This is a genomic window from Nocardia sp. NBC_01730 (assembly GCF_035920445.1).
Taxonomy (GTDB): domain Bacteria; phylum Actinomycetota; class Actinomycetes; order Mycobacteriales; family Mycobacteriaceae; genus Nocardia.
Map to the genome: position 1 here is coordinate 423,051 of NZ_CP109162.1, position 14,645 is coordinate 437,695.

16 protein-coding genes are annotated in these 14,645 nt (G+C 66.0%); 7 read left to right on the top strand and 9 right to left on the bottom strand.

Translation table 11 applies throughout. The features are described 5' to 3' along the window. The first annotated feature begins 100 nt into the window (after positions 1-100). Positions 101-532: a pyridoxamine 5'-phosphate oxidase family protein gene (locus OHB12_RS01985; protein WP_327115585.1), complete on the top strand. Its 432-nt coding sequence runs from the start codon at positions 101-103 to the stop codon at positions 530-532. Here OHB12_RS01985 and OHB12_RS01990 read toward each other — a convergent pair. From OHB12_RS01990 to OHB12_RS02005, 4 genes are all read right to left on the bottom strand, one after another. After that, on the bottom strand, positions 529-963 hold the full coding sequence (locus OHB12_RS01990; protein ID WP_327115586.1) for a CBS domain-containing protein: 435 nt from the start codon (positions 961-963) through the stop codon (positions 529-531). The two genes, OHB12_RS01985 and OHB12_RS01990, sit on opposite strands and share 4 nt — an antisense overlap. Before the next feature lie 88 nt (positions 964-1,051). Further along, positions 1,052-2,230: a PucR family transcriptional regulator gene (locus OHB12_RS01995; protein WP_327115587.1), complete on the bottom strand. Its 1,179-nt coding sequence runs from the start codon at positions 2,228-2,230 to the stop codon at positions 1,052-1,054. Positions 2,231-2,567: 337 nt separating this feature from the next. Next, a complete protein-coding gene (locus tag OHB12_RS02000) occupies positions 2,568-2,804 on the bottom strand; it encodes a hypothetical protein (RefSeq protein ID WP_327115589.1) in 237 nt (78 codons plus the stop codon). Positions 2,805-3,027: 223 nt separating this feature from the next. Beyond that, positions 3,028-3,825, bottom strand: a complete 798-nt coding sequence (locus tag OHB12_RS02005) for an SAM-dependent methyltransferase (protein WP_327115591.1) — start codon at positions 3,823-3,825, stop codon at positions 3,028-3,030. A 338-nt stretch (positions 3,826-4,163) separates the two neighbouring features. Here OHB12_RS02005 and OHB12_RS02010 point away from each other — a divergent pair, with 338 nt between their 5' ends. Next, the gene (locus OHB12_RS02010) at positions 4,164-4,385 is read left to right on the top strand and encodes a DUF397 domain-containing protein (RefSeq protein WP_327115593.1); all 222 of its coding nucleotides are present in this window, start codon (positions 4,164-4,166) and stop codon (positions 4,383-4,385) included. A gap of 89 nt (positions 4,386-4,474) precedes the next feature. Next, positions 4,475-5,362 carry a helix-turn-helix domain-containing protein gene (locus OHB12_RS02015; protein ID WP_327115595.1) on the top strand — a complete coding sequence of 296 codons (888 nt, stop codon included), beginning with the start codon at positions 4,475-4,477 and terminating at the stop codon, positions 5,360-5,362. A 266-nt stretch (positions 5,363-5,628) separates the two neighbouring features. Here the strand turns inward: OHB12_RS02015 and OHB12_RS02020 are convergent, their stop codons facing one another. From OHB12_RS02020 to OHB12_RS02040, 5 genes are all read right to left on the bottom strand, one after another. Further along, positions 5,629-5,856 carry a hypothetical protein gene (locus OHB12_RS02020; RefSeq protein WP_327115596.1) on the bottom strand — a complete coding sequence of 76 codons (228 nt, stop codon included), beginning with the start codon at positions 5,854-5,856 and terminating at the stop codon, positions 5,629-5,631. A 294-nt stretch (positions 5,857-6,150) separates the two neighbouring features. After that, the gene (locus OHB12_RS02025) at positions 6,151-6,453 is read right to left on the bottom strand and encodes a putative quinol monooxygenase (RefSeq protein WP_043690427.1); all 303 of its coding nucleotides are present in this window, start codon (positions 6,451-6,453) and stop codon (positions 6,151-6,153) included. 64 nt (positions 6,454-6,517) lie between these two features. Further along, the gene (locus tag OHB12_RS02030) at positions 6,518-7,177 is read right to left on the bottom strand and encodes an NAD(P)H-binding protein (RefSeq protein WP_327115597.1); all 660 of its coding nucleotides are present in this window, start codon (positions 7,175-7,177) and stop codon (positions 6,518-6,520) included. 34 nt (positions 7,178-7,211) lie between these two features. Beyond that, on the bottom strand, positions 7,212-7,748 hold the full coding sequence (locus tag OHB12_RS02035; RefSeq protein ID WP_327115598.1) for a DUF2599 domain-containing protein: 537 nt from the start codon (positions 7,746-7,748) through the stop codon (positions 7,212-7,214). A gap of 406 nt (positions 7,749-8,154) precedes the next feature. Then, positions 8,155-8,388 carry a hypothetical protein gene (locus tag OHB12_RS02040; RefSeq protein WP_327115600.1) on the bottom strand — a complete coding sequence of 78 codons (234 nt, stop codon included), beginning with the start codon at positions 8,386-8,388 and terminating at the stop codon, positions 8,155-8,157. A gap of 297 nt (positions 8,389-8,685) precedes the next feature. Between OHB12_RS02040 and OHB12_RS02045 the strand changes: the two genes are divergently transcribed. The 4 genes from OHB12_RS02045 (at position 8,686) to OHB12_RS02060 (ending at position 14,102) form a co-directional block, all read left to right on the top strand. Continuing rightward, positions 8,686-9,909: a lipase family protein gene (locus tag OHB12_RS02045; protein WP_442800061.1), complete on the top strand. Its 1,224-nt coding sequence runs from the start codon at positions 8,686-8,688 to the stop codon at positions 9,907-9,909. Between the two features lie 231 nt (positions 9,910-10,140). Next, positions 10,141-11,547, top strand: coding sequence for a lipase family protein (locus OHB12_RS02050; protein ID WP_327115601.1), 1,407 nt, complete (start codon positions 10,141-10,143; stop codon positions 11,545-11,547). Positions 11,548-11,743: 196 nt separating this feature from the next. Continuing rightward, complete coding sequence (locus OHB12_RS02055; protein WP_327115602.1) at positions 11,744-12,808, top strand: fused (3R)-hydroxyacyl-ACP dehydratase subunits HadA/HadB; 1,065 nt, start codon at positions 11,744-11,746, stop codon at positions 12,806-12,808. Positions 12,809-13,160: 352 nt separating this feature from the next. Then, entirely contained in the window at positions 13,161-14,102 is a 942-nt protein-coding gene (locus OHB12_RS02060; protein WP_327115604.1) for a helix-turn-helix domain-containing protein, read from the top strand. Positions 14,103-14,645 lie beyond the last annotated feature (543 nt).

The following is a 14,645-nucleotide window of genomic DNA, read 5'->3' on the forward strand; positions in this document are numbered from 1 at the left end:
CCTTCACCGGATCACTGGACGTCCCCAACGATACGCATTTTTGGTACGGACTTCGAAGTTTTGTCGTGGACAACGGCTTTCAGGCACTAGCGTGGGTGTTATGCCGCTAACCTCGGACGAGCGTCAAAGGTTCTTCGCGCAGCCGCACATCGCGGCGCTGTCGGTGTCCGCGGGCCCCGGTCGAGGCCCGCTCACCGTCCCGATCTGGTACCAGTACGGCCCCGGCGCTGAGGTGTGGGTGCTCACCGGACCCGAGTCGCAGAAGATGCGCTACATCCGGGAAACCGGCCGGTTCACCCTCATGGTGCAGCAGTTGCAACCAACCATCCGATACGTGAGCGTGGAAGGTCCAGTCACCCGGATCACCCCCATGACCGACGAGATGCACCGCGAGATGGCCTCGCGGTACCTGGCCGCGGAATCGGTCGACGGCTATCTGAAGGCGGCCGAGAGCTACGGTGAGCAGGTTGCAGTCTACCTGCGGCCGGAGCACTGGCTTTCGGCCGACTTGGGCAATCTCAGCGAGTTCTAGTACCGGCCCTGCACGTACTCGACGAGAGCCTGGCGTTCGGTCGCCAGTTCGGAGATCGCGCTCTTCACCACGTCGCCGATACTGACGATGCCGACCAGCCTGCCGTCGTGTACCACGGGCAGATGCCGGACGCGGTGCTCGGTCATGGTGCGGCGCAGGCCGTCGACCGGGTCGTCTGGCGCACAGGTGCGCACGTCGGAGGTCATTATCTCCGTGACCGGGGTGTCCAGCAGGGCGGCGCCGCGGGCGTGCAAGCTGCGCACCACGTCGCGCTCGGAGACGATGCCTGCGATCGTGTTCCCGTCGGGGGAGACGACCACCGCGCCGATATTGCGATCGGCCAGCGCGGCGAGCAGCGTGCGTACCGTCGTGTCGGGCGCGACGGTGGCTACGTCGCTACCCTTCCTGCGTAGGATCTCCGAAATTCGCATATTTCACCATCCAGACGTCGCGGCACTTCCAGGATCGCAAGTTCGCGGTTCGGTGACCAGCACGAATCCGTTACAGGCCACAAATCGGTCACGGAGCGGGTATCGGTCCCAGCCGCCGGGTGACGGCGCGGTCGAGATCGCGGGCCAGCAGCGCGATCGCCGCATGCGAGATGCCGTCCGAGGTCGCCAGATCGATCGAGGTCAGCTGGGCGATGCGGCGCAGCCGGTAGTCGACGGTATTGGGGTGCACGTAGAGCTGGCGCGCGGTGAGCTGGCGGTTCATGTCGTTGCCCAGATAGGCGCGCATGGTGTCGAACAATTCGGGATGATCCTCGAGCGGATCGAGGAATGTGGCGATCCGCAGGGTCGCGGGGCCACCGCGGGTGAGCTGATATTCGACCGCCAGATCCGACATCTGGTAGAGACCGGGTGGTTTGTCACCGACCTGGACCAGGTTGAGCAGCTCGTGGGCCTGATCGGCCGATTCCGGAATGTGATCGGTGTCGCCGGCCACCGCGGTCGCGGTGAGCGGGACCTCGGCGGCCTCGGCCAGCAGATCGAGCGTCGCCGCGCTGACGATGGTCTCGTCAGCGCCCAGCGGGATGAGGAGCGTGCCGCCCTTGGTGCTCAGCAGGGCCAGCGCGCGGGAAACGAACACCGCTGCCAGCTCGGACTGTAGTCTGCGTAGCTTGCGGCGGGCGGCGACATTCGCGTCGACCCGTGGGTCGCACTCGTCCGCATGTTCTGGAATCGAGAGGGCGACGACCTGATAGGACTCCGCAATCGGGATGCCTGTCTGCCGGGCCAGTGCCGAACTTCCTCGCCCGCTCAGCAGTGCCGAGGCCAGTGTCTGCGCCGCTGTCTGATGTTCCTTCGCGACCAGGTGCTGCTCGTCGGTATAGGCGTCGGATACCGCTGCGGTGATCGCTTCCAGTAGCTCGAGCATCAAATCGGTGGCGATCAGTACTTCGTCGACGTCGTCGGCTTTGGCGTGCGCGGTCACCAGGCCGAACGCGATGCGCACCCCTTCGTGGTAGGCACGCAGGATGGTGCTCAGCGGCACGCCCTCGCGGGCCCATCGGGTCGCGGATTCACGCACCGCGCCGAGCTTTTCGCCGTCCGGCACGGTGCGCTGGTCGAACATCTCGGCAACGAGGGTGAGGCAGCCGCGGGTGAGTTTCGTGACGTCCCCGCGCAATTGCTCGCCGGGCAGTGTGCGACAGGGGGCCACGCAGGTCTCGAAGTATCCGACCATGCGCGAAGCCACGCGATCAGTGTTCTGCAGTGGCATCGAAGCTGGCTGTCCGCCGATTTCGAGCATCGAGTCGGACGAACCAGTGGATAGATCCAACGCGGAGAAGGTCATTACGAGTTCGCTCCAATGCCACCTCGGGCGTGAAGAGAACTGCGCCCGAGTCGATCGGATAACTATACGAAAGGGTCGTGCGCACGGTGAGTGATCGGCGAGATCGCTGGCGGCCTACTGCTCTGTGCAATGACCTGCTGGTGGCCACGTGCCCTGCGCGGGGCACCTCGGCCGCACGTCGTGCTGCGAAGGATTCACGCTGCGGCGAACATTCGTGCGCACCAAGTGATTCGGACGGCTACTCGTCGTCCAGTCCGGCCGAGAGGTAAGCGGCGGCCGCCAGCCACTGCCTGCACTGCGGGCCGTGTACCTCATGGGCGTAGAGGATGTCGCGTGCCTGCCGGTAGGTGAGGCCGCGTGGCTCGAATCCGCAATCGGACACCGGGTGTTCCGGAGCTAGGCGCTGGCGCAGGGGCTCGGCACCGGCACCGTCGATGACGGCGACCCGGCGGGGAGCTAGGAATGGCTGGCTCATTCGACTACCCCTCGCGTTTGCGTGCGGCGGGGAGTGCGATGTGATGGTGACGCCGGCGCGAACTCCCTGCGTACTTCCCCGATTTCGAGTACGAGTCTATGCCTCTGTTGCTTGCAGATGCAAGTACATCTGCACGATCGGTTGAGGGAAAAATGGAGCGGCGGTCGTCGGTTTCGAACCGACGACCGCCGCTGTGGCGCTTGCGGTTTGGTGTCTACGGGGCTTACGGCTTGCGGGCGACCGCGCAGTAGGCGGAGATCGGCAGGATCTCGCCCACCTCGGTCTCGCCGACGCGCCACTGGGTAAGAGACACGAAGCCGGGTTCCACCATTTCCAGACCGTCGAAGACTGCTTTGATCTGAGCCTGGGGACGGGGGACGTACGGAGCGCCTCCGGTGCCGGTGTAGTTCTCGCACAGCGTGACGTAGGCCTTGCTGTCGTCGGTGCCGTCCCACATTACGAGGTAGCTGCCCGAGGGCACCGCGTCCAGCACGGTGTGCACGATCCGCAGCAGGTCGTCATAGGTCTTGGCATGGCCGAGCACGCCCATGAACATGACGCCGATCGGCTGGTTGAAGTTCAGGACGTTCTTGGCGTCGGCGATGATTCGCTCGGGATCGTGGTAGTCGGCGTCGACGTACGTGGTGACGCCCTCCGGGGTCGTGCTGGTCAGCAGCGCTCTCGCGTGCGCGAGCACCAAAGGGTCGTTGTCCACGTAGACGATCTTGGACTCGGGCGCGACGCTCTGGGCGACCTCGTGGGTGTTCTGCATAGTGGGTAGGCCGGTGCCGATGTCGAGGTACTGGCGGATGCCCTGCTCACCCGTGAGGTAGCGCACGGCACGGATGAGGAACTGGCGCGACTGCACTGCCATGGTGGTGATGTCGGGGTCGACCCCGATGCCGGCGTCTCCGGCGACGCGATCGATTTCGTAGTAGTCCTTGCCACCCATCCAGTAGTTCCAGATCCGCGCGGAGTGCGGAATGTCTGTCCGGATCAGGGGGCTGTGGTCGTCGGGCATGGGTAGGACTCCTCAGGCGAAACGTGTCGGCGGCACGCCCGTGCGGGTGGACGCTGCGGGGTGTCGCGAATGACTGGTACATCCGATGTGCACTGTGACAGTACAAGATTCGTGTTCGAGGGGCGGGTGGGATCGCCGAGCTGATCACGTGTTTTCGGTGTCGAACCGATCGTGGTTCACATTCCCGGCCGAGTGGTTCGCAGTAGTAGGGGCGCAAGGGTGAACCTCGTGCTATCGTCCGGATGTTGGTGCAAATGCAAGAACGTTTGAGCGTGCATCTGCACGAACGAATCTGCTGACCGTGTAACCGCTGACCGTGTAACCGAGGAGTGGGGAAGATGTCGGATACATCCATGGACAAGATCATCGGAGCTTGGCGCAAGAGTTCCTTCAGCAATCCAAGCGGCAACTGCGTCGAGGTCGCCGAGGCGGCCAATGGTCAGGTGGCAGTGCGGAATTCGCGTGATCCGGAGGGCGGCGTGCTCCTCTATACGCGTCCGGAGATCGATGCGTTCGTCCGCGGCGCCAAGGCCGGAGAGTTCGACTATTTGACTAGCTGAGCGGTAGCATTGGCGGTCGGTGCGGTGTGTTTCGCGACAGGTGGTTGTGACACACTGTGGGCAACCCCGGAGTATCGGAGACGAACTCGATGATCGCTGAACCCGATGATGATGGTCATGTGCAAGCTGTTGTCACGGAACGTGGTCCGACCGTGCTACGCATCGCACTGGGGGGTCAGTTGCGCAAGCTCCGGGAGAAGAAGGGCATCACCCGCGAGGCGGCGGGCGACGCGATCCGGGGCTCGCACGCCAAGATCAGTCGTCTCGAGTTGGGCCGCACCGGTTTCAAGGAACGTGACATCCGCGACCTGCTGACCCTCTACGGAGTACTCGACACCGAGGAGCGCGAGTCGTTTCTCGAACTGGCCAGGCAGGCGAACGAGCCGGGCTGGTGGCATCGCTACAGTGACCTGCTGCCGCAGTGGTTCGGCACCTACCTCGGTCTGGAACAGGCTGCGAACAAGATTCGCACCTACGAGGGGCATCTTGTTCCCGGCCTGCTGCAAACGCCCGAATACGCCAGGGCGGTCGTGGCGCTCGGGTACGAGGACGCCGACACGGATCGGCGGGTCGCGGTGCGGCAACGCAGGCAGGAGATCCTGTTCCGGTCGGATCCGCCGATTGTCTGGGCGGTGATCGATGAAGCCGCGTTGCATCGACCGGTCGGCGGTGCGGCGGTGCACTGTGAGCAGATGCAGCATCTGAGCAAGCTCGCCAAATTGCCGAACGTGACAATCCAGGTGCTGCCGTACTCCGCGGGCGCGCACGCTGCGGCGGGTAGTTCCTTCAGTATCTTGCGTTTTGCCGAGCCGGAACTGCCCGACATCGTTTATCTCGAGCACCTGACCAGCGCGCTGTACCTCGATCGCCGGCAGGACCTTGCGCTGTACCTGTCGGTCATGGACCGGCTCAGCGTCCAGGCCGAGCGTCCGGAGAAGTCGATCGCGATCATCGATAGGTATGCCGCCGGACTCTGAGTCCACTGAGAGGTTTCTGCGGCGCAGAGCCGATCGGTCAGAACGAAAAACACGCCAGGCAGCAGCCGCCTGAACGGCGGCGGATGCCTGGCGTATGGTGTTTCCCCGGCGGCCTCATAGACCGAACTGACCGCGGCTCGGGCGGTCAGGCGGTGATGCCCGCGCCAGTGGCATATTGGAATACGAAAGGCGCTGGGCGCGACTCCTCAGTGCTTGTGGCACAAGGCGTTTCGGCACCCCGCTGGGCATCGGCCAGCGGGGCGGAATCACAGCTTGATGAAGCTGGAGGTGATCCGCCAGAACGTCGCGCGCTGCAAGGTGTCGAAATCCCAATCGTCGGCCATCGCGTGCACGGTGGTGACGATTCGGTCGATATCGAAATCATGCCGCGTCGCCGCACCGGTGGATTCGACGGCATCTATAACGTACGCCACGGCAGTTTCCCGCGAGAATGCGGTATCGGTCTGGCCGCTTCGGGCTGGCGTTGTGCTCATTCTTCTACCGTTCGCCGACTGGTCGGCCAGTGTGATGTCGGCTGATCCGAGCCGACCGCCGAAAAGTGGTTGTTCCATTCGAGCGCCCCTGTTGTGTGGCGGCAGCAAACCCACGGCGACGTCAGCCTTCGGCTCGCCCACGCGGCCTCCTGTTGTCCCCTGTAAACCGTTGCGGGACTGAGTTTAATTCGCCGTACCTTTCAGATGCAAGCACATCTGCACGGTCGACTGCATGTTCGCAGCACGCATTTCGTATCCGTGAGTTTGCCGGACGCACTGCTCGGAAGAGCGAATTCAATCGCGCCCGAATAGTACGTCCGTGCTGTAGTCGATCTGCGTACCCGGCTCGACGAACTGGTCCGCCGCTGCCCGCCAGGCGAGGAAATGCTCGGTGAAACGATGTGCTTCCGCCGCCTCGTCGTCGGTGTAGAGCTGATAGAGGAAGAATCGGTGCGGATCGACCCGATCTGCGCAGATGTCGAAGCGCAGGCATCCGGGCTCGGTCCGGACCGAGGCGTCCGCGCTCCGGGATATGGCCGCGAGGAACTCCGCGCGGGAGCCGGGGCGGATCTTCATCGAGACGATACGACTGAACACGGTTGTTCTCCCATCGTGACCGTGGGCGTCAATCGGCAAGGGCGGCAGCGGGGTTCGTATCGGTTCACTGTGTCAGTTGCGCAATCGCCTGGCTGATCGGAGTGGTTCCCGACACGAGTTCGAGTGTCGTGCCGAAGGTGTGTGCGGCGGGTAGTAGTGCGGTGAGCACGGCGGCCACATCGGGGCGCGGGACATCGCCGCGACCGACGATGGGCCGGGCGAGTGTCACCATTCCGGTGCCCGCGGTGTCTACGAGGCGGCCCGGCCGGAGGATCGTCCAGTCCAGATCCCGGTCCCGCAGATCGTTCTCGGCCTGGGTCTTCGCATCGATGTAGGCGGCCCACACCTCGTCGGTGCCGGGCGCGGGTGGCTGACCGGCGCCTACCGTGGAGATCTGTACGAAGCGGCGCGCGCCGGCCCGTCCGGCGGCCTCGGCCAGTCGGACGGAGCCGCCCAAGTCGACGGTGTATTTGCGGTCTACACCGCTGCCCGGTCCCGCTCCGGCCGCGAAGACTACGGAGTCCGAACCCTTTACGACGGCGACCAGATCGTCGGTGCCCGCGTTCTCCAGGTCGAGCGGGACCGGATCGGCGCCTGCGGCCCGGACGTCGGCGGCGTGGTCCGGATTGCGGATGAGCGCGACCACCTCGTCGCCGGCAGTAGTGAGCGATCTGGCGAGCAGCAGAGCGATCTTCCCGTGTCCGCCTGCGATGACGACGCGCATGGATCGGTCCTTTCGGTCGGGGCGGTGTCCGTGCTCAGCGCTCGGGACCGCCGGGATTACAGCGTGCGTCGACGGTGGCCGAGTAACCGACCACTGGACGCCAGGGTTCCAGATTCCAGCTGGGTTTGTTCGGCTGTACCAGCCGCGCCCAGTCCCAGTGGCAGGTGAACTGATCCCGCATGCCGGGTGTGTCCGCGTCCGAAGACTGGGCGATCACCTCCTGCCAGGCGCGTTCGTCGGAGCCGGGAAAGGTGGTCTGCCGCCCCGCCGAGGTGGGAAACACGAGCAGCCGCGGCCCGTCGACGGCTTCGGTCCAGGTCACGTGGTCGATCAATGGCATACCCGGGTAGGGGTCGACGGTGGGTACGGCGCCCAATGGCGTGGAAACCGGGGTGGCCGGTGCACTCCGCGTCGGCGTGGTCGTGACAGGGCTTGTCGTCGTGGTGCTGCCCGGTGCGGACGCGGACTCCTCGGAGCCGCAGGCAGTGACGGTCATCGGCAGCAGTGCGACGGACAGCAGCGCGGCAGCATGGAACCGGACCCCGTCCCGGTGCGGGTACCGCTGTGCCACGGTCGAACCTCCTGTGTTCTCCTCGGCACCGCTGGCGTGCCCATCCGAGCCTAGCGAGCGGGGGCGGCCCCTGCGAGACTTGGCGGCGAGGGCACAGATTGTGGTGGCCTGCTGCGCCGGGTGGCCGCGACGGGTGCGTCGCCGAACCTGGATCTGTTGCTTCCCTTCGGGAGCCCCTGGCTGCCGCCGCTTCCGTCGCCGAGGAGCACGACCTATTTCGGGATTCTTCTGGCCGGATTGCGTTCCAGCGCATCGGAACTCGATGACGCCCACGATCTGACGCCGACCGGTCGCGAGGTCCTTTGTGTTGCGGAATCAGTGTGTCATCTCGGTGCCGCCTGGGAGGCCTTCCCCGACATGCGTGTGCTCCTGGACGGTGTGCTCGACCGTCGGTAGGCGACCGCGCTCAGCGCCAGAGCGATCGGCAGGGCAGCCTGCGCAGGTCGGGGTGCACCTTCCCGTCCACGGTGACGGTGAGCCCAGCGTGCGCGGCGGCCGAGGTGAATTCCCCCGCCTCGGTCCGAGTCGCCGCGTACTCGAGGATCAGCGCGTCCTCGGGCGTGGGTCCATCGAAATAGACAGTGATCCGCTGTGTCGGTGTCTCGGTGTCGTCGGCGAACTTGTGCGTCGTGCCATCCATGCCACCGTCTCCTTCCGGGCCGGCGCGCCGGCGCGCCGGTAAGGCCGACGGTAAGCGCTCACCATTACTGAGAACATGTTCTAGGCAGTCGGCTGGATTTGTCACAGCGCGGACACCCGGCAGCCGAGGTAGAGTCACGAGCGGGGGCACACTACGGTCACAGGTCGGTTACCCGAAACTTGTGAATTGTCAACACGTTCGCGTCGGCGGCTGCCCTGCGCGCGCGATGTTGTCGAGGATGAGCACAGCGTTGAACGATGCAGGAGGCACACGTCGATGAGTCAGGGCCCACGGTCGATGGGTAGGGGAGTGCGGCGACGGCGCCTCGCGCGAGCGTTCGGTGCGATGGCCGCGGGCCTCGTGCTGGTTGCCGGTATGGCCGGGGCGGCCGTCGGCGCGCCGCTGTATCCGGCGCCGGATCCGGACCCCTTCTACGCGACACCTGCGGACATCGCGGACAAGAAGCCGGGGGATGTGATCGCGACCCGCGTGATGCCCGCACTGATGATTTTCCCGGACACCACTGTCACCGTGGTGCGGTTCCGGTCGACCAGTTCCGAGGGCAAGCCGATCGCCGCGACCACCACGGTGCTCACCCCGAAGGTGCACCGCAAGGATGGGCCGCTGCTGTCGTTCCAGCACATCATCAACGGTCTCGGAGCGGAGTGCTCGGTCTCCCGCGTGCTCTACACCGGCGACCCGAACCTGATCGTGCGCGAGGCCCCGGGCTGGAACGTGCTGCTGGCCCGCGGCTGGAGCGTCGTGCTGCCCGACCACCTCGGTCCCAACTTCGCCTACGGCGCGGCCAAACTCGGCGGGCAGATCACGCTGGACAGCCTCCGCGCGGTGAAGCAGGTGGCGGAGCTGGAGGTGCGGCAGAGCCCGGTGGCGATGGTCGGTTACTCCGGTGGCGGCATGGCCACCGCGTGGGCGGCCGCCTTGCAGCCGAAATACGCTCCGGAGCTGAACATCGCGGGCGCGGCCATGGGCGGCGTGCCGATGAACCTGGTGAAGATGCTCGAGACGCTCGGGCTGAACTCGCACCCGGTGTTCGGGCTCGCGCTGGCCGCTGGCCTCGGTTTGGAGCGCGAGTATCCGGACCGATTCCCGCTGAGCGAACAGCTGAACGAGCGAGGCCTCGCCGCCCGCACGCAGATCGCCAACAGCTGCACCAACGACATCTTGGCCGCGGGTGCGGGCCGGGGCGCGCTGGACTTCGCGAAAACGACCTCGATGATCAACGACGACACCGCCCGCGCCGTGGTCGAGGAGAACAGCCTCGAGCTCTACGACGGCGTGCCCAAGACGCCGGTGTACGAATGGCATTCGCCGATCGACGGGCTCATCCCGATCGACTCGGTGGTCAACACCGACAAGCGCTGGTGCGCCGCCGGCGCCACGGTACAGACCGAGCAGATTCCGGTACCCGACCACCTGACGGCGGCGGTGATCGGCATCCCGGCGGCGCTGAACTGGCTGGATGCCCGTTTCCGTGGGGAGCCCGCTCCGAGTAACTGCTGATCAACCGCACGCGACGACCGAGCCGACCCGTTCTCTACGAGCGGGTCTCGGCTCGGTTGTTGCGAAATGGACACGTGACACACACAACTCGAGCGCTTTTGTATGTCGAATTGGGTGTACTGACGTAGCCTTGCCTTCTGGCCCCGGCATGATAGGGGGCATTTTCGGGGGCCGAAGGCCGCATCGCCCGGGTGCCAGGCGAACCTGACGTCGCACCCAGAGGCGTGTGCCATGAGATGCTTACGTGCCATCGCGGTCACGTTGCTCGTCGTCTGTCCGGCCATGGCCGGACAGGCCGTCGCCGAGCCGTTGCCCGCGCCGCCGGCGCTGCCCGACGTGTCGGGCATGTTCCCGCCGCCGGGCGGATTGTTACCCGGGTTGCAGCAATTCATCGACCGGATAATTCCCCCGCCGCCGATCGCACCTGCGCCGGAACCGAATTCGCCGACTCAGCAGGCGGCCACGTTGTCGCCGTCGCTGGCGGCGCTTCGCCGGGCCACCCTGCCCGCGCCGATCGGCGATCCGATATTCGACGCCTGGCCCGCGAATCTCGGCGAGCTGACCGAGGGGCAGGTCATCGACTACCGCGACGTCAGCGCAACGACCGCTCCGCTGATGCTGATGCCGATCCAGCGGGCTCTGCTGCTGAAGTACCGGACCGCGGACGCGCACGGCGCGCCCTCCTACGCCACGGCCACGCTGGTCGTTCCCGCCGCGGCCTGGCCGGGGCCCGGCCCCCGGCCGGTGGTGGTGAACAACCTGCCGATCGACGCGCTCGGCCGCACCTGCACCCCGGGATACACCCTCGCGCACGGGGCCAATCCGGACACCAGTTTCACCGACTTCGTGCCGCCGACCACCCATGTGGCAGCGCTGCGCGGGTATGCCGTGCTGATCCCGGACCACGAGGGCCCCTCGATGGCCTATGCCGAGCCGGTCGTGGCCGGTCACGCGGTGCTGGACGCGATCAGAGCCGTCCGCGGACTGCTGCCGGGCGAGTTCGGCGCAAGTCGGTTCGGCATGGCGGGGTACTCCGGCGGTGCCATCGCCACGCACGGTGCGGTGAAGCTGATCTCCAGTTATGCACCGGAATTGGCGGACGTGATCGTCGGCGCCGCGCTGGGCGGCGTGCCCGCCGACTACGAGATCCTGGCTCGCAGCATGAACGGCAATCTCGCCTCGGCGGTGTTCCTGGGTGCGGTATTCGGGATCGGCCGGGAACGGCCGGAAATCTTGGCCAGGATGAACAATCTCGCCCAGTGGGCGGCCACGTCTCGGCTGAAGGACCTCTGTGGCGGCAGCTTCGGGGTGGTCGGCGTGCTGATGTTGCCGATCGATATTGCCGCTAACATTCCCGATCCGCTGCATTCGGATCTGGCCGCGGACATCTACCGCGTGACCAGGATGGCCGACATGAAATCGGCGACCCCGCTGTACGTCTACAACGGGGAGCAGGAGTTCTGGATCCCCGCCGAGGGCGCGCGCAACCTCTATCGCGAACAGTGCCGTCTGGGTGTGCCTGCGGTGTACCGGAGTGTGCTCGGCGAGCATGTCATCGCGGCGGCACTCGGCTATCCGGAGGCTATGATCTGGCTGGACGATCGGCTGCGAGGAGTGCCTGCCCCGAGCGAGTGCTGACGGTTCGCCGGTATTGCCCCAGGACATCCGATGTTGCGGTGTGCCCGGACTGCGGCGATTGATGACCGCCTGCCCTATCCCGGTCGGTCGGTTGCTGCGTGTCCGAACTGCTCGGGGCGGCAGTGCGTCGTCGTCGCGGCTCCGGTACGGTGGGGCCGGTCCAGGCGGGGTGACGCCGGACTCGCGAAAGAGGCACATGAACGACATTACGACCACCGCGTCCGAACAGGCCATGGCGCTGGTGGGGCGGCATTTCCGCATGACCGAGCAGTACGAGGTAGGACGAGAGAAGATCCGGGAGTTCGCGCGGGCCGTGCAGGACGGCCATCCGGCGCACCGGTACGAGGGGGCCGCCGCGGAGCTTGGCTTCGACGGGCTGGTCGCGCCGCTGACCTTCTCCTCCATCGTTCTGATGCTGGTGCAGCGCAAGATGTTCGAGTCCTTGCTCACGGGCTACGACCTCGGGCAGGTATTGCAGACCGAACAGTCCATCCGGGTGCATCGGCCGATAATCGCGGGCGACCAGCTGCAGTGCGACTCCTATATCGAGTCGTTTCGGCAGTTCGGTGACAAGGACTTCATGGTCACCAAGACCGTGCTCAGCAACCAGCACAAAGAGGTGCTGCAGACCGCCCACACCACCGCGGTGGCGCAGACCGGGGTGGAAATCGCCGCCGACCTGCGCGCTGCGGTCGAGGGCGTGATCATGACGGGACAGTCGGCCGGCGACCGGTCCGATGCGGCGGCCGCGCGGGCGAGGGACCAGCACGCGGGCCTGGTCGAGCGATTCGACCAGGTGGCACAACAGGATTCGGACGAGCAGCGCAGGCCACCGCGCACCGTTGTCGCCTTCGAGGAGCTGTCGGTCGGTATGGAGCTCGCCCCGCGGACGATGGTCCTCTCCCGGGGCGATCTGGTGAATTACGCGGGGGTTTCCGGCGATTCGAATCCGATCCACTTCAGCGACCTCGTAGCGAGCAGGGCGGGCCTGCCCGATGTGGTGTCGCACGGGCTGCTGACGATGGGACTGGGTGCGGGGTATCTCACCGAGTGGCTGGGGGATCCGACCACCGTGACGAATTACGGAGTTCGGTTCGCCGGGTTCGCGCCAGTGCCTGCCACCAAGGCCAGCGCGATCGAATTCCGCGGCCGCGTCAAGGAATTGGACCTGGTCCGCCGCGCCGCCACCATCGCACTGTCTGCGACGTGCGACGGGCGCAAGCTGTTCGGCCGCGCGACGGCGGAGGTGCTGCTGCGCTGAACAGCGCAGCCGTGGGCTCGGCGAAGCCTGCGGCTGGCGCTCGGCGGCCGGAAGCAGGCGGTGGCGCTCCGCAACAGTCACACGACCCGTGGACTGATCCGCCGTGGTCGGGTGTTCGGGCGCAACCGGACTCGAGCGCCACCAGTCGTGCGGCGAGAGCGCGCATGCCGGTTGCGCCGGGTGAGCGCGAACAGCCAGGGCCGTCGCATCTCTTGGGCCCCGGTGTTCCGGTCCGCGCTCGGACGTGTCATAAGGCGTCCGGAGTGCACTTGCGAACGCATAACTGCGAAAATTCTTCGAACCGAGCGGTTTCGGTCTGGAATGTGGACGATCCACATGAAAGACTCGGTGAATGCGTGCTTCGGTAGTGCGGCATCACAACGAATCCGTCGCTCTCGGAACAACTCCGGCCGGCGAGGGCGGCCCGACCGTCCTGCGGATGATTCTCGGCGGGCGAATGCGGCGACTGCGGGAGGCGTGCGGTATCTCGCTCGAGAACGCGGGCGAGGCGATCCGGGGTTCGCATTCCAAGATCAGCAGGCTCGAACTGGGCCGCACCGGATTCCGGGAACGCGACCTGGTCGATTTGCTCGATCTGTACGGGATCATCGACGAAGACGAGCGCGCCGAGTTCAAGCAGCTGGCCAAGCAGGCCAATACTTCGGGCTGGTGGCATCGCGATACCGACTGGCTGCCGAAGTGGTTCGACACCTACCTGGGCTTGGAGCAGGCGGCGCAGTTGATCCGTTGCTATGAGCCGCGCGTGGTCCCCGAGCTTTTGCAGACTCCGGACTACGCCCGCGCGCTCATGGTTCTCGCCCACCCGAACGAGGACGAGGAATCGATCGAACGGCGGGTGGCGCTGCGGATGCGGCGCCAGGAGATCCTGACCCGACCGGATCCGCCGCAGTTGTGGCTGATCGTCGAGGAGGCGGCGCTGCGCCGCGGGATCGGCGGATCGCAGGTGTGGCTCGCGCAGTTGGACCACGTGCTGCGCGCCACGGACAAATCGAACATCACCGTGCAGGTGCTGGCCGACCATGTCGGCGGGCCGGCACTCGCCGACGGCGCGTTCACCATGCTGCGCTTCGCCGAGTCGGATCTGCCGGACATCGTCTATCTTCAGCAGCTCACCGGTGCGCTCTATCTGGACAAGGGCGCCGATCTCGCCGCGTACCGTGCCGTCGCGAACCTGCTCTCGGTCCACGCCGCGCCGCCCGAATACACCAGCCAACTGATCGCGGCACTGCGGGAACGCCATCCACCGACTCTGGATCAGCCGTCCGACATCTGACAGCGGCTCGAGCGCGCCCAGCCGGTCGGCGTCGATCAGGTGTCGCCTCGCCGTTCGCCTGCGCCGCAAGCCCTGTACCGGCCGGAGCCCCGTAGCTGATGGCCGATCATCGATGAGTTGTGCAGTTGCGCGCGGAGGCACAAACCACACATCACGATCCAGGTCCTGGCCGACCACGTCGGTGACGCCGCCCGCACCCGACTGTGCGTTCACTGTGCCGCGCTTCGCGGAGGCCGACCTGCCCGACGTCGTCTATTCCCGCAGCTGACCGGCGTGCGCTATATCGACAAGATCGCCGACCCGGACACGTGTCCGGCGCCGGCTCGTCCGGGCTGCCGATGACGGGTGGCTGATAGATGTCGTCCATCGCGTATCCGGCGTCGAATCCGGCAGTCTCTGCCTCCTGCGCGGGGACACACGCCGAACAACTCGGCGGCTGATTGGGTGTGGCTGAAGTTGGGCATGTGATAACCGAGACGAATGCTCATGCCCATCCGACGCTACGTCCGCCGCGGAGTATCGAGCAGGGGCGAACTCACCCAG

Excerpts from the sequence above, each read along its gene's own strand:
- OHB12_RS01985 (WP_327115585.1), top strand. The coding sequence starts at position 101 with ATGCCGCTAACCTCGGACGAGCGTCAAAGGTTCTTCGCGCAGCCGCAC.
- OHB12_RS01990 (WP_327115586.1), bottom strand. The coding sequence starts at position 963 with ATGCGAATTTCGGAGATCCTACGCAGGAAGGGTAGCGACGTAGCCACC.
- OHB12_RS02000 (WP_327115589.1), bottom strand. The coding sequence starts at position 2,804 with ATGAGCCAGCCATTCCTAGCTCCCCGCCGGGTCGCCGTCATCGACGGT.
- OHB12_RS02005 (WP_327115591.1), bottom strand. The coding sequence starts at position 3,825 with ATGCCCGACGACCACAGCCCCCTGATCCGGACAGACATTCCGCACTCC.
- OHB12_RS02010 (WP_327115593.1), top strand. The coding sequence starts at position 4,164 with ATGTCGGATACATCCATGGACAAGATCATCGGAGCTTGGCGCAAGAGT.
- OHB12_RS02015 (WP_327115595.1), top strand. The coding sequence starts at position 4,475 with ATGATCGCTGAACCCGATGATGATGGTCATGTGCAAGCTGTTGTCACG.
- OHB12_RS02020 (WP_327115596.1), bottom strand. The coding sequence starts at position 5,856 with ATGAGCACAACGCCAGCCCGAAGCGGCCAGACCGATACCGCATTCTCG.
- OHB12_RS02030 (WP_327115597.1), bottom strand. The coding sequence starts at position 7,177 with ATGCGCGTCGTCATCGCAGGCGGACACGGGAAGATCGCTCTGCTGCTC.
- OHB12_RS02040 (WP_327115600.1), bottom strand. The coding sequence starts at position 8,388 with ATGGATGGCACGACGCACAAGTTCGCCGACGACACCGAGACACCGACA.
- OHB12_RS02045 (WP_442800061.1), top strand. The coding sequence starts at position 8,686 with ATGGGTAGGGGAGTGCGGCGACGGCGCCTCGCGCGAGCGTTCGGTGCG.
- OHB12_RS02050 (WP_327115601.1), top strand. The coding sequence starts at position 10,141 with ATGAGATGCTTACGTGCCATCGCGGTCACGTTGCTCGTCGTCTGTCCG.
- OHB12_RS02055 (WP_327115602.1), top strand. The coding sequence starts at position 11,744 with ATGAACGACATTACGACCACCGCGTCCGAACAGGCCATGGCGCTGGTG.
- OHB12_RS02060 (WP_327115604.1), top strand. The coding sequence starts at position 13,161 with ATGCGTGCTTCGGTAGTGCGGCATCACAACGAATCCGTCGCTCTCGGA.